Source organism: Tissierella sp. MB52-C2, from assembly GCF_030931715.1.
Classification (GTDB): domain Bacteria; phylum Bacillota; class Clostridia; order Tissierellales; family Tissierellaceae; genus Tissierella.
Map to the genome: position 1 here is coordinate 2,527,259 of NZ_CP133261.1, position 12,494 is coordinate 2,539,752.

The window sequence follows — 12,494 nt, forward strand, 5'->3', positions numbered from 1 at the left end:
TGACAAGAACTATTTTAATTACATTCTTTAGATGTATAGTATTATAATTAATCTCTCTGATCTCTCTAAATATAAATTATGTTTTAAATATACATAACTATTATTAAGATTTAAATAATTGTTTTTACACATTCAATCAATGGATTTATATATTCTTTTTTTGAGTGATCATTTGATTTAGTAATTGTATCGTACATCCCTTGTTCTTCTGGAGATTTATCTTTTTTAATCTTCAACATAGATTTAAATATGCTCATCATCCCTTTGCTACTAATTCCCATCTTCTCATAATTCATACCACTATGAAAATAAAATAGATGAAGACTTTCTTTTTCTTCCAATGAAAAGTTTGCATTTTCAATTTCTTCAATTTTTATAGCCTCTTTCGGTGTTGCACCTGTGACAAAAATAATTATATTTTTATCTTTCATTTTAAAAATATCATTCTTGATAGGTTTTAGTCCATTAATCTTCCCAGCATGTAATCCTCCTCCAAAAATAATAGTTTCATAATTTTGTAATTCATTTACGTTTATATCTTTTATAGAGATAGCACTACAATTCAATTCCTCCGCAATCCATTCGGCATATTTTTGGGTAAATCCTGTATTTGACTTATATAATACAATCACATTTTTCAATATTACTTCCTCCTTCTTATACAGATATTATTATTACAAGAAAATACTTACTTAATCCATGGATGTCCTTCTGGATATTCTGTATTCATAGCATTTATAAACCAATCATATCTTTCCCTTTCAAGCTTATTTATTACTGAATCAAAATCATGTTTATAATCATTATTTTCGTGGTTTCTTGACTTATAGAGTAATATAACCTCTGGGGCAAGAATACTAATTTTACCCTTTTTTATAAAAGCCATATCTGCCTCAATCATAATGTTATGATTTTTTTGATAATAGAAAATACCATTTTCTACTTTATTAAATAAAACTTCTATAAAATCTAGTTCTGTCTGTTCTCTATCAATAAATTTTACATATTTAAATACACCATCTATTTTTTCAGTCCTTATAAAATCAGCATCTTTTTTATAACACCAAATATTATCAAAATATAATTCTGGATGTTTAAGAGCAAATTCTACCGGTACTAATCTTTGATTACAAACTGGTGCATCTATCTCCCAACCCTTTGATTTTAGATACTGAATGCATACTTCCATATCATCAAAACTAACAGTTATATCTATATCTTTATGCTTCCTTGTTATGCCCCCTAAAAAAACATCAATTGCAAATCCTCCGCAAAGATGCCATTCCACATTCATATCCTCTAAGTGATTACATAAATCATCCAATAGCTTCATTTCTATCTCCTTTTATTTGCTTTTTCATTTTCATGCTTAAAATTACCAGTGACTTTAGCCATGATTAGCTGCGACTCTATTGTATCTGCTTTTTCTATTCTAGCTAAAAACTTCTGACTATCTTTACCTTTTAGTATCATTACTTGTTTTTCATGCCAAAATATACATACTTTGTTATCTTTTGATACTCTATATGAAAAACATTCTTCTTGAAGTCTATTGCGTTTATCTGTATCATTCAACTATATTGTCTCCTCTAAAATAGACTCAAGTATTCTGTTAGTCTTGTTTCAGTCCAATCATACATTTCTAATAAAAAAACATATGGATTACTGTTTATCTTTAATAGTTCTCCAAAGGCTGGCTCGGTCTTTAATTTATCATTCTTTAAACTCACTATGGTCTCTCTAGCCTTGTCACCTAAAATACTAAGTATTCTATCTTCTATAATCATATGTTTATAGGCATTTTGTTGTGTTGTAGGAATAGGTTGTCCAAATATTTCAAATATCCATCCCTTGTAAATAAAATTACATACAACCCTAGTTATTCCATCGACCTCTCTAACTATGCAATCAAATCCTTTATACCTTCCATACGTATTCTCCATAAAATCTTTAAAATTCTCAAAATCATAAATCTCACATATTATATCTAAATCACTTTCAGGCAAGTCTATTTCTATTGGAATCGTTCCCACAAGTATTGGATTGTACATATGTAATATCTTTAATATATTTAATTCTTGAATAACCTCATACACTTCTTGCTGTTTCCTAGTTCCTGTTTTTAAATATTCAATTTCTAAAAAATCTTGAGATAAATTCTTCAATCTTTTATCATCCTTCCCTTACAACTTTATCAGCTTTTTTAAATCCATATAGCAATTATATACCTTGCTATCTTATTAAATAAATATCTGTACCTAAACATTGAATTGCTATAGATACAGACAGTAATTCTTCATCCTAATACTATTCTATATTTTCTTTCGAAGTCCTTCTTTTCACAAAATATTCTTTAGTAATTCCGTAGCAATACATAATAAAGCCTATAATAATCTTTTCATCACTATAGGCTTTTGATTATATACTTATTCTTATTTGTCAGGATAAATATATTTCTTACTGTTTTCATTTATATTTTGAAAACTTATTTACTTGATTAGAGTTATATTCTTATATAATTTTGCTTTACTAACCAATCTATTGTAGTATAAATTCTTTTTATAGTTTATGTACAATTGATTTTAATTCAATTAAATCATCAATAATATAGTCTGCTTTTGCTAACTCTTCATCACGTGCAAAGTCGAAGTTACATCCTATTGATACTAATCCGCTGTCCTTTGCTGCATTTATATCTGAGATACGATCTCCCACAACTGCTCCTTTTTTGATATTATGCTTCTTCAGAATAAACTCAACTAAATCTGATTTATTTAGTGAGTCAATCTCTTCTATACTATAGAAATCAAGTATCCAATTATCTAGGTGATAAAACCTCACAATAGCCTTTAAGTATTCCTTTAATCCATTACTAGCTATAAATATTGACCAATTATTATCTTTTAAATAATTAAAAATATCTTCTACATTGGGATATAAATCGCCTTTACCATTTCTTATATTTTCAACCAATACTTTGAGGAAAAATGAGTCTGTAAATTCTCTTATATCTTCTGTGTGATTTGGTAATAAAGTTTCCCATACTGTTGGTAGTGGTGCTCCCATTATTTCACGATATTTTTCAATTGGTATTTCGTTCTCCCATTCATTAATTGATTTTAGGTAATTAAAAGTTTCAAATAATGATATTTCTAAAACCTTGTTTGTTTGAAAAAGCGTTCCATCCATATCAAAAATAATGGCTTTGCGGGTTGAATCTTGTTTATGATATGTAATTTCTGCCATATTTAAATCCTCCCATTTTATCTTTCTAGTAATTCTTATGACATTATAAGTGATTTAGAGTACACAAATTTAATCAAGTATTTTCTCAAAATTTATACTATCAATCCATTTTCCTTTTTGATAAATATGCTGATTGTAACGTTCTGTAAATTGGAATCCATTTTTAATTAAAACTATTTGTGAGCCTATATTATCTGGAGATGTACCTGCTTCTATTTTATGAAGCTTATGTGTATTGATGGCTTCATTTAAAATTAATTTTATCGCACTTGTGGCATATCCTTTTCCTTCATGTTTCTCAGCTATTCTATAGCCCAATTCAGCTTTATTAAGACTCCCTCGTGTTATTGATACTAAGTTTATTCTACCAACAATTTCTTTGTCACTATCCATAATTAGGTACATATATACCATATCTTTTTGTTGTTCTTCAACTAGCTCCTTTATTATTTCTTTAAAATTATCAAAATTATAGTAACTATCATCTCTCGATAAAGATTTACTTTCAAAAAAATCTCTGTTTTCAAACTCAAATTTAAAAAGTTCTTTTTCGTCTGATTGTTCAAGTAACTTAATACTAATTTTAGTCATAAAAACACTCCTTCACCTTCAATTGTTAAACTATCACTGATATATCTTTAAATAAAACTTCAAATAATACTTTAATATTTATACAGAAAAAATTCCTACAGTAATAAGATATACATGCCTGATTATACATAATAAATATGATGCAGCTTTCATTTTTTAATATTTATGCTATTGTTAAACCTAAAAATTAGCTTATTTCCATCATCTTCTGTTTGTGAAATCTCCTCTTGATAATTTCCGTCTATATAATTTTCAATGGTTTTTCTCCAAAAAGTTTGCGCTCTTTTATTTCCTTCATTAGGGTTTGTCTGCAATTCCCAAGTACCAAGATGATTATTAAACACTTCAATTGCTGCTTTTTCTGCTACGCCCTTCCCCCTATAACTTCGTAAAATAAAAAATTCATTTAAATAAAAATCACTTCCTTCTGGTGCATAAGGAGATGTTGCTACTAAAGCAAAACCTGCTGGAATGCTATCTACCATTATTAGATATGGGAATAATATTGATTGTTTAGACCACCATATATCAAAAACTTTATTTTGCTCATTTAAAGTCAAAGTTTCATCATCTTCAAAAACTCCATATTTGTTTGGTTTCCATTCCCATATCTCAGATAAATCGTGTAAATATAATGGATATAGGTTATTTATGATAAATTTAGTACTTTGATCTGTCAAGTTTAAAGTTACTTCCATCTACTTCACTCCTTTATCCATAAATTATCCTAACTTCATAGAATATGTTAAACATGTATCTGTTTTTTTAAATCCCAACTTTTCATACAGATGAATTGCAACCGAATTATTCTTCCCTACCATGACCATCAGCTCATCAGCCCCATTATTACTAGCATGTTTTATCGACTTATTGATTAAAGCTGTTCCATAGCCAAGATTTTGTTTATCTTCTGCTACTTCCATTAAATAAATCTCATTCGAAAACTTGCTAGTAACAATTGAACCTACTACTTCATCCCCCTCTAAGATAATAAAGATATCAAATTTATCCAAAGCCTCTAATAATCTCTCTCCTGTCCAATATACATTAGGGTAAAACTTATTATGAATCTCAATAAAACTCTCATAATGCTTTTCGTTCAACACGATAATATTGCCAATTTCAGCTATGCTCTTATATTCATTCTTACTTAATCTCAATTCATAATCAAGATCTAATAACTCAGCTCCAATTGACTCCATAAAATTTATTGCCTGTTCATTCTCCTCAGGATAAGCTGCATCAAACCGATATCCCTTATAACTATCTTTCAAATATGCATAAAACTCCTTCGCTACAGCTTCATAATTATTTTCCGCGAAAACTCCACCTATAGCCTCTAAATACATATCTTCTGGTTCTACAAGTAAAGCCAACACACCTAAAATGTTAATATCATCTGTTAATATCAGTAATTCATCATTAGGATGATTAATCATATTTTCAAATTGTCTTAAAATATCATTATAATCAGTAGGAAATGCTTTACACTTATGTTGTGGATCTAAATTAAGTTGATATGCATACTTTGCTACGCGTTCTAAATCTGATATATCTACACCTTTAATCATCTTTTACACCTCATCAAATATAAATTTTTTTACTCTGAATTATTTTATAATTAGCGATATCTTGCTTTTATTCAATAGGGCCCAAAAGAACATCCCCATCACCATGTCTTATGACATGCCGAGCCTTAGCGATATTAGAACCTAGAACCTGTTCTAACAAGGCATATACCGTATTCTATATAGTCTATAAAGTATTGCCATAATGTTTTACCGAATACAATATTTCCCCTTTCCTTTAATAGCTTTGAGATATTTATTTCCTTCAAAGTTTTTGAATTTCCAATGCCTACTGAACAATCTATGGGGATTAAATCATTTATTCTCTACCCTTAACATCCTCTAAAATTTCAAAGAAAGTAACATCTATATTCCTAGACTTAAAGTTTTTTATTATTTCTAACTTCATGTTTTAATTCATTCTTTTTCTCCTCACATAACTTTATAAAAACTAGGGGGTTCATTCTAATTAATGGCATATAACAGCCTAGTATTTCAGACATCGCTGAATCGAACACCAAAGCCTTACTTCTTAGCGAAGGCTCCATGTGGTATATACATTGCTCTAGGATTGCACCCTCTTTACACCTTTACGTAAGTACATTGTTAACTGCTATCCTGTATATCAAAACCTCAACAATCAATGCATTATTTTATTTATCTATAATGACTTATGTAATTTCTTTCTATCTAGTATAAAAAAATAAACTCCTGTGCCTATAGCAGTAAGAACTCCTATTCCTCCTACTGTATAATCTAATATTGCATGAACAAATACAGGTATAAATAGTGATTTGGATTTCTCTAGAAGATATATAAAGTAGTAACCTGCAACAATTCCTTCACCTATATCACTGAGCATTCTAATTCCTATTTGCCTTAAACCATCTCCAGCCAATAGTCCCGGCAATACTGCATGTAAAATACCCCAAAAGAAACCACTTACAATAACCGCCAAAAACTTATTATGTCTTAGCAACTCATTATAAACGTATCCACGAAAAATAAATTCTTCTCCAAAACCAACTACAACTAGATAAAAGAAAAACTTATAATACCCTCTTATTGTAAAATCTCCATGTAAAAGAAAAAGTACCATCATAATTGCTATTAAAACGTATTGAAGATATGTATGTATAAACTGAAGTTTGAATTCTATTAACTTTTTTCTATAAATCACTACCAAAATAAGTGGAACTAATAACATTATGAAAAAATCACCAATAAATTTTGTGCCTACATTATTAATCGTAATATTATTAATACTAATCAGCATATTGCATTCTATAATGAACTTTATTACTACATAAAAATAAATTGTATAAAGTAATGAAATTATTATTGGTATAGCTATATAATTATTAAACTTTTGCTTATTCATCCAAATCACTCCTCAGTAAATATAACTATTCCTTGGTCTACACTTAATGATATTTGTCTTATTCCCTTCTCTTTCTGCTCATCGAATAGCTTTCTTAATAGCGCTGTACCATCCCTTTACCTCTATATTCTGATCTTAATGCCATTCCCAATTCAGGTATATCATTACTAACATATCCGAATCCTTTATTGTCCTCACTAAAATATCGGATCTAAAATCTTACCTATTTCATATTATTTTCAGACTCAAAAAGTAACCATTTTTAACTCATCTTGTAAGAAATTTAAAGTTTTCCTTATTAATAAGTCGACTACCAAGCGCTATCACAATTTCTCAACTTCCTCAACTTTAATTAATATCAAATTATCATGATTAATCTCATGAATGTATATATCCATATTGGGTTCATATACTAAAACTTTATATTCATAATCTAATTCTTCTGTATATTCAATCGCATCCTTCAAATCATCTAGATCCCTCACATAATAAAGATTTAATCTCACATCATCAAATTGGATGTATAGATGAACTTTATCAGGTCCTTTTCGAATGCCATTATCATATCTCCCATTAAAGCAAGCCGTCTCACGATAACTAGTTGTTAATACCTGATCAATATAAGAACTAAACAATCCTTTTATTGTATTCTTGTTCTGCTTATATGCATACATGAAAGGGTAAAATAATTCAATACAACGTTCATGGCTTTGATTCCTAATCTTAATTTTATCTTCTTGTATCATTTTAGTTATATCATCACTTAGCATATTATTCTCTCCTTAGATTCATAATGATTATATTAACAAAACGTAGAATCTCTTTTATATTTACTAGGCTTTCATTTTAAATAAAATACCATTACGAGTATATCTTTTTAAGATCAATAAGGAATATCCCGAAATGAGAATTGAGTTATTAAGTATATTTGATATGTCCCTTCTTAATTTCTAAACGTTGTCCAAAAATTACTTACTATAGTAATGCTTGTATTACTTTTCTATCATAAGATGATATAAAACTCACGCCAGGGTCACATCCTTGAAAATATGGAATATAAGTATCTTCGACTTCCTTTTTATCTTCAGTTTCCACAGTTATTTTATTCATCAATTATGAATACTTTATTCCATTTCTCATACTAGTCTCACTAAATAATACCAGTATCTTTAAGGATTTTCATAGTTGCAGACTTTTCATTATTATAGTTATATATAGTATCATCAATTAAAAAAGGTAAAGGAGCATTTCCAGTTAATTTAATCAAATCTAAATTAACTTTAACTCTTGTGATGTTTTCATTAAGTGTTGTTTTTATTGATGGCAGTTGTATATTTGTTAAGTTTTCTAGAATATTATGCACACCACCATACTGATTAATCAGCTTTGTTGCAGTTTTAGGTCCAACTTTGGGAACCCCTTTTAAATTATCAGACTTATCGCCAATAAGAGCTTTATAATCTGCAAACAAGGCTGATTTGACTCCGTACCGTTGAAATACTTTTTCTTCATCATATATAATTGTGTTTTTACCACGATAAACGTATAAAGATACATTCTTATCAACAAGTTGTAAAAAATCAGTATCATTTGAAACAATAAATATCTTCATTTTTTCTCTATACATTTTTACATAACTTGCAATGACATCATCTGCCTCAAAACCATTGGTTGTTTCAAAATATCTTATATCTATGTATCCTAAAGATTTCATTATATCTTCTAACTGTGAAAAAGGATTATCACTTTCTTCAATATCAGTGTAATCCATTCTGTTAGCTTTATATTCTGGATTAATTTCTACACGGTCGCTTCCACTTTCACCATCAAAAATAACAACAATATTAGATGGTTCAATATTTTTTATTATTTTTAATAATGCCCCTAGGAAACCTACTATTGCATGAATAGGCTTGTTATCTTTACCCAGTATTCTTGCAGGTATTCCATAAAACATTTGAAACAGTAGGTTATGTCCATCTACTAATAATAACCTTTCCATATACAAGCTTACCTCCCCAGGTTTTTAAATGTATTATGTTATAGAACGACATTGGAATCTAGAACATGTTCTAGAAAAGCATACACCGCATTCTATAAAGTCTATAAAGTATTTCCACAATATTTTTCTTTAAATTGTTCAAGAACATCTTCTGTTGTAACTGTTAATTCTAATGGTAACTTCTCTATTGGAAACCAGCCAATTTCTAGCATTTCTTCATCAAATGATAGGTTTGTCTTTCCAACTTAATATTTTTTTGCAATATATCCTGTCTCTTCAGTAAATTCCATTTTTGCAGACTCTTCTGGTGTTTCGAATATCTCCATGCACCCGCCGGGATCCCCCCATAATCCATTATCAGCTCTTTTCTATAATAATACTTGTCCATCTATGCAGGCAATAATACTTGTCCCAACTAACATTAATGGCCTATTACCAATAAGCTCTCTCATTTCCTTTATATAGTTCATTTTTTCCTCCCTAGTTGATTATTCATTTTTTAAGTTTATCTTTATTCTTTTACCAATTCCTAGAGTTTCATAATAAAACAATGTCATTCTGTCACATAGCATTCTTATATTTAAGAGCTCTCACTGCGTAGACAAGGTGTTATACGGAGTTCATGACATCTTTGAATTCGCAATCGAGAATGCTCTTAATACTATCAAACATCTTATTCCAATCTCTATCTGTATTATTCAAAATATAAAAACGAAAAGGTAATAACTTGGCTATTTTAAGTTCCAAATTTTTGCGTTTTATATAATAGTCTACTGTTTCAGGATCTGACCATTTTGGTTTTGAGCGAATAATAGCTGTATGTCTCAATGATTCTTCAACACTATTTTGTGACATATACAATAACACTGGATTTAATGGGCTCATTATAACTGCAAGATTTCTTATATATTCGATGATTTCATCTTCTGAGATTTGAGGATACAATCTATTGATATCATGAATTTGATGCTGAAATAGGACACTCTCAAAAATTGTTAATGCGTCTATATTGCGCATTCTTGTAACATACTGTTCAAAACGCGTATAAAATACCCTTTTATATGTATTAAATGGAACAATTGGCTTATTTGAATAACAAAATTCTTTAAAAGATAAATACTCAGCTAATTCATCACTCCACGGTTCCGGCTCAGGTACTTTATAAGGTGTTAAAATATAATCATTTTCTATAATAGAGTTTAATCGAATCCATTCTGCTTGTTGAGGAAATCTCATTAGTAAATTGTTGTATTCAGACTTCGTAAGATAAGCATAAAAAGGTAAATCAATTGGATGTTCACTACCTTCAATATAAACTTCTGAATTTATACCAACTTCTTTAAGATATGTATATAGTAATTGAGATGTGGTTGTTTTGCCTGAACCTGGTATACCCTCAAACATAATTAATTTAGTCTTTTCCATTTTCATCATCCTTATTATATATAATAAACCTATTATTAATTTTCAAAATCTTTATATAGATATATTTGCAACTGCCTTATCAAAATTCTGCATTCTTTTCCCATCTTTCCTTGCTATCATTTATGTGGTTTTTCCATTCCTTCATTTATTCCCTCCTAGCTTGTATATTGCCTAAAATTTCAGATTGGTAACATATCTGAACCAACTTACTGCTTTGTATGACTTCATACTGATATAACTAAGTTTTCAATTTTAGATATTATTTTGTTATAGACTTTCTTCATATGAGATTCACTTGAATAAATATCTATTTCATTGAATGGTATCCACTTGACATCACTATTCTCATCTTGTTTAACAATAACTGGTTCATTCTCATCAACCTGAAATAAATATGTAACCGATATATGTAAATGTGATGTAATATACTTTCCTTTTCTAATGTGTCCGAATACAGGTAAAATATCTAATGAAATAATCTTATCAGTGATAGGAAGAATGTCTTTTACTCCAGTTTCTTCTATAATCTCTGACATAGCAACACCTATTAAATCTTCCTCGCCATCTGCATGTCCTCCTGTTAAAGACCAAGCATTAAATATATTATGATTTACCATCAATACTTTATCCCTATTTTTATTTATAACAAACCCAGAACTTGTTATATGAATCATTTCATTATCTCTTTCTAGAATATCATCAAACATATTTATGTACCTCAATGTTGCTTCCTTGTCTTTTCTCTCTTGTTCATTAAAAGGAACAAATTCTTTTATTAAATTAACCCAACTCACATTCCCACCTGCTTTTCTTTCCTATTTTCTGCTATGTAACCTAAATCTCCTTCTCTACCCCAATCTTTTACCTTTATTAATAGCATGTCTATATATCAAGCCATCTTCACCATCTGGATGTACAGATTCTTCAAATCCCAACTTTTCAAACACATTCCTTGACCTTAAATTTCCTCTAAATACTTCTGCAACTACCTCATTTGCCTTCAATTTGTTCTCAGCATATCTAGTGAATCCTTGTGTTATCTCCTTGGCATAGCCCCTGTTCCAGCAGGCACTTCGAAGCCTAAATCCTATTTCAAACTGATTTGGCTCTTTATAATCGATAATATACGCCATTCCGATTTTATCGTTAGTATCTTTGTACTTAACACAAAACACTCCAATTAGTTCTGAATTCTTATATTTATCTATCCAATTATCAATTACGTCCTTGCATTTCTCCAAAGACATTGAATCCCATCCATTAAACTCTATACACCCGGGATCATTATTAATTTCGAAAATCAAATCTATGTCTTCTTCAGATATCTTCTTTAATAATAGTCTTTCAGTCTCAATCATCTTAATCTACCTCAAATATGAATTTTTTCTCACCATATACTATTCTACTTTTCTTTCCAAACTCCTTCTTTTTCTGAAATCTTTCTTTATTCTCTGTTACTTACGCTTTACACCAATGAATATTATATTTAAACACTGATCTATACACAAAAGCTATAATAATCCTCTGATTACTATAGCTTTTAATTTCTTAAACCTACAATTCTCTTGATGTTTTATATAATATTTGACTATGCACCTATTAATTCACTAAAAAAGTTATATGCTTCAATAAGCCAAGGATGTAATACTTTTAGATTAGATTTATTTTCATATAAATATTTTATAAAAATAAATACTCCATGTTCCAATGATTTTTCTAAACCATTTTTTACATTATCTAAATAAGGTGGTATTCCCTTCTGATCCCATTTTAATTTATCTGCAATAAACAAAATCATTTCTAGTCTAGTTGGATTACTCTTTAGTGTTGTATGACAACAAATAGCGCTTAGAATTTCTTCATTTGTTATTCCAAATAATATATTGGCAATTTCTCTAGATATTTTTTGATGAATGATGGAGGGAAATTCCCTCTCCTCATCTAAAATATCTATATCTAAAGACTCTGCAATCTCTATCTTCTTATGGTCTGGGATAATAGCACTAATATCATGTAAGGCACCTGCTATTCTTGCACTGGTACAGTTTTCTCCAAGTAAATCTGCAAGTCGTTCTGCCTCAACTGCTACATTCTTTGAATGCTCAGCAACAATATGTTTTTCATACTTATAAAGTAGATTAATGCCATCTTCAACTATATTTCCTGTAATCTCTAACTGCTCCTTCAATTCCATTAAAGTTGGATGCATACAAGCTCCCTTTTCTATTCTATTTTCTATAACTCTCTCTCCTATCCTTAAATATAGTATAATATTCAAGTA

Annotated in this window: 16 protein-coding genes and 1 pseudogene; all 17 read right to left on the reverse strand. The window is 29.2% G+C overall.

Features of this window, described 5'->3' with window-relative positions:
- Positions 1-110 precede the first annotated feature (110 nt).
- The 17 genes and pseudogenes from RBU61_RS12755 to yqeK all read right to left on the reverse strand — a co-directional run bounded on the left by RBU61_RS12755 (position 111) and on the right by yqeK (position 12,491).
- The gene (locus RBU61_RS12755) at positions 111-632 is read right to left on the reverse strand and encodes a flavodoxin domain-containing protein (RefSeq protein ID WP_308879822.1); all 522 of its coding nucleotides are present in this window, start codon (positions 630-632) and stop codon (positions 111-113) included.
- A gap of 56 nt (positions 633-688) precedes the next feature.
- Positions 689-1,333 carry a nucleotidyltransferase domain-containing protein gene (locus tag RBU61_RS12760; protein ID WP_308875825.1) on the reverse strand — a complete coding sequence of 215 codons (645 nt, stop codon included), beginning with the start codon at positions 1,331-1,333 and terminating at the stop codon, positions 689-691.
- A 2-nt stretch (positions 1,334-1,335) separates the two neighbouring features.
- The gene (locus RBU61_RS12765) at positions 1,336-1,575 is read right to left on the reverse strand and encodes a hypothetical protein (RefSeq protein ID WP_308875826.1); all 240 of its coding nucleotides are present in this window, start codon (positions 1,573-1,575) and stop codon (positions 1,336-1,338) included.
- Positions 1,576-1,589: 14 nt separating this feature from the next.
- A complete protein-coding gene (locus RBU61_RS12770; RefSeq protein WP_308875828.1) occupies positions 1,590-2,165 on the reverse strand; it encodes a DUF4269 domain-containing protein in 576 nt (191 codons plus the stop codon).
- A 394-nt stretch (positions 2,166-2,559) separates the two neighbouring features.
- Positions 2,560-3,246, reverse strand: coding sequence for an HAD family hydrolase (locus tag RBU61_RS12775; RefSeq protein WP_308875829.1), 687 nt, complete (start codon positions 3,244-3,246; stop codon positions 2,560-2,562).
- 69 nt (positions 3,247-3,315) lie between these two features.
- Positions 3,316-3,837, reverse strand: coding sequence for a GNAT family protein (locus RBU61_RS12780; RefSeq protein ID WP_308875830.1), 522 nt, complete (start codon positions 3,835-3,837; stop codon positions 3,316-3,318).
- A 149-nt stretch (positions 3,838-3,986) separates the two neighbouring features.
- Positions 3,987-4,535 (reverse strand): hypothetical protein, encoded by a 549-nt coding sequence (locus RBU61_RS12785; RefSeq protein ID WP_308875831.1) that lies wholly within the window; start codon positions 4,533-4,535, stop codon positions 3,987-3,989.
- Positions 4,536-4,559: 24 nt separating this feature from the next.
- Positions 4,560-5,408, reverse strand: a complete 849-nt coding sequence (locus RBU61_RS12790) for a GNAT family N-acetyltransferase (protein WP_308875832.1) — start codon at positions 5,406-5,408, stop codon at positions 4,560-4,562.
- Positions 5,409-6,066: 658 nt separating this feature from the next.
- A complete protein-coding gene (locus tag RBU61_RS12795) occupies positions 6,067-6,786 on the reverse strand; it encodes a CPBP family intramembrane glutamic endopeptidase (RefSeq protein ID WP_308875834.1) in 720 nt (239 codons plus the stop codon).
- Positions 6,787-7,109: 323 nt separating this feature from the next.
- Positions 7,110-7,556, reverse strand: a complete 447-nt coding sequence (locus RBU61_RS12800) for a hypothetical protein (protein WP_308875835.1) — start codon at positions 7,554-7,556, stop codon at positions 7,110-7,112.
- Positions 7,557-7,761: 205 nt separating this feature from the next.
- Positions 7,762-7,899, reverse strand: a complete 138-nt coding sequence (locus RBU61_RS12805; RefSeq protein WP_308875836.1) for a hypothetical protein — start codon at positions 7,897-7,899, stop codon at positions 7,762-7,764.
- Positions 7,900-7,936: 37 nt separating this feature from the next.
- Entirely contained in the window at positions 7,937-8,788 is an 852-nt protein-coding gene (locus RBU61_RS12810; RefSeq protein ID WP_308875838.1) for a 5'-3' exonuclease H3TH domain-containing protein, read from the reverse strand.
- Between the two features lie 245 nt (positions 8,789-9,033).
- Positions 9,034-9,138: pseudogene (locus tag RBU61_RS19600) on the reverse strand (NUDIX domain-containing protein); the annotation flags it as partial.
- Positions 9,139-9,397: 259 nt separating this feature from the next.
- Positions 9,398-10,213, reverse strand: coding sequence for a hypothetical protein (locus RBU61_RS12815; protein WP_308875840.1), 816 nt, complete (start codon positions 10,211-10,213; stop codon positions 9,398-9,400).
- Between the two features lie 224 nt (positions 10,214-10,437).
- On the reverse strand, positions 10,438-11,007 hold the full coding sequence (locus tag RBU61_RS12820; RefSeq protein ID WP_308875841.1) for an NUDIX hydrolase: 570 nt from the start codon (positions 11,005-11,007) through the stop codon (positions 10,438-10,440).
- Positions 11,008-11,061: 54 nt separating this feature from the next.
- Positions 11,062-11,571, reverse strand: a complete 510-nt coding sequence (locus RBU61_RS12825; RefSeq protein WP_308875842.1) for a GNAT family N-acetyltransferase — start codon at positions 11,569-11,571, stop codon at positions 11,062-11,064.
- Between the two features lie 230 nt (positions 11,572-11,801).
- Positions 11,802-12,491 carry a bis(5'-nucleosyl)-tetraphosphatase (symmetrical) YqeK gene (yqeK, locus tag RBU61_RS12830; RefSeq protein ID WP_308875844.1) on the reverse strand — a complete coding sequence of 230 codons (690 nt, stop codon included), beginning with the start codon at positions 12,489-12,491 and terminating at the stop codon, positions 11,802-11,804.
- Positions 12,492-12,494: the final 3 nt, after the last annotated feature.

Excerpts from the sequence above, each read along its gene's own strand:
- RBU61_RS12815 (WP_308875840.1), bottom strand. The coding sequence starts at position 10,213 with ATGGAAAAGACTAAATTAATTATGTTTGAGGGTATACCAGGTTCAGGC.
- RBU61_RS12775 (WP_308875829.1), bottom strand. The coding sequence starts at position 3,246 with ATGGCAGAAATTACATATCATAAACAAGATTCAACCCGCAAAGCCATT.
- RBU61_RS12800 (WP_308875835.1), bottom strand. The coding sequence starts at position 7,556 with ATGCTAAGTGATGATATAACTAAAATGATACAAGAAGATAAAATTAAG.
- RBU61_RS12810 (WP_308875838.1), bottom strand. The coding sequence starts at position 8,788 with ATGGAAAGGTTATTATTAGTAGATGGACATAACCTACTGTTTCAAATG.
- RBU61_RS12780 (WP_308875830.1), bottom strand. The coding sequence starts at position 3,837 with ATGACTAAAATTAGTATTAAGTTACTTGAACAATCAGACGAAAAAGAA.
- RBU61_RS12760 (WP_308875825.1), bottom strand. The coding sequence starts at position 1,333 with ATGAAGCTATTGGATGATTTATGTAATCACTTAGAGGATATGAATGTG.
- RBU61_RS12785 (WP_308875831.1), bottom strand. The coding sequence starts at position 4,535 with ATGGAAGTAACTTTAAACTTGACAGATCAAAGTACTAAATTTATCATA.
- RBU61_RS12825 (WP_308875842.1), bottom strand. The coding sequence starts at position 11,571 with ATGATTGAGACTGAAAGACTATTATTAAAGAAGATATCTGAAGAAGAC.
- RBU61_RS12790 (WP_308875832.1), bottom strand. The coding sequence starts at position 5,408 with ATGATTAAAGGTGTAGATATATCAGATTTAGAACGCGTAGCAAAGTAT.
- RBU61_RS12795 (WP_308875834.1), bottom strand. The coding sequence starts at position 6,786 with ATGAATAAGCAAAAGTTTAATAATTATATAGCTATACCAATAATAATT.